This window comes from Streptomyces sp. NRRL S-495 (assembly GCF_000966955.1).
GTDB classification, from domain to species: domain Bacteria; phylum Actinomycetota; class Actinomycetes; order Streptomycetales; family Streptomycetaceae; genus Kitasatospora; species Kitasatospora purpeofusca.
Map to the genome: position 1 here is coordinate 1 of NZ_JZWY01000908.1, position 1,068 is coordinate 1,068.

General features: G+C 73.6%; 1 protein-coding gene. It reads right to left on the reverse strand.

Annotated elements, in window-relative coordinates; genetic code table 11:
* Window positions 1-1,068 (reverse strand): polyketide synthase (locus VR45_RS36020; protein WP_045944138.1); only part of this gene is annotated, 1,068 nt, incomplete at both ends.

Here is a 1,068-nt window from a genome sequence, read left to right on the forward strand (position 1 = left end):
CGGCGAAGGTGGTGCCCTCGAAGGAGATGTGCGGATTGAGCTCGGCGAAGTGCAGATTGGGCGGGATCTGCCCCCGGTCCAGGCAGAGCGCGGCCTTGATCAGCCCGGCGATCCCGGCCGCCGCCTCCAGATGGCCGAGGTTGGTCTTCACCGCGCCGAGGTGCAGCGGCGCGCCCTCGGGGCGGCCGTAGACCTCGGCCAGCGCGGACACCTCGATCGGGTCGCCCAGCTTGGTCCCGGCGCCGTGGGTCTCGATGTAGCCGACCCGGTCCGGGCCCACCCCGGCGGCGGCCAGCGCCCGGCGGAACACCTCGCGCTGGGCGGCGCCGTTGGGCGCGGTCAGTCCCGAGCTGCGCCCGTCCTGGTTGACGGCGGAGCCGCGGATCACCGCGAGCACCCGGTCGCCGTCGCGGCGCGCGTCCGAGAGCCGTTTGAGCACCACCACGCCGCAGCCCTCGCTGCGGACGAAGCCGTTCGCCGCCGCGTCGAAGGTCTTGCAGCGGCCGTCGTCGGCGAGCATCTCCGGGAACTGCGAGAACGAGATCGCCGCGTCCGGCGCGACCACCGCGTTGACGCCGCCCGCCATCGCGAGGTCGCACTCGCCGAGCCGCAGGTTCTGGCAGGCCTGGTGCACGGCGACCAGCGAGGAGGAGCAGGCGGTGTCCACCGAGACGCTCGGCCCGCGCAGGTCCAGCAGGTAGGAGAGGCGGCCGCTGGCGATGCTGTGCGCGACGCCGGTGGACGCATGGGCGGTGATGTCCTGCGGCTCGCGGAACAGCAGCCCGGCGTAGTCGTTGCTGCAGATGCCCAGGAACACCCCGGTCCGGCTGCCCGCCAGCGCGTCCGGCGCCTGCCCGGCGTCCTCCAGGGCCTCCCAGGCGACCTCCAGCACCAGCCGCTGCTGCGGGTCCATCGACACCGCCTCCCGGCGGGAGATGCCGAAGAACTCGTGGTCGAAGCGGTCGATGTGGTCCAGGAAGCCGCCCCAGCGGGTGCTGTGCTTCCCGGGGGTGCGCGGCTGCTCGTCGTAGAACGCGTCGACGTCCCAGCGGTCGGCCGGGATCTCGC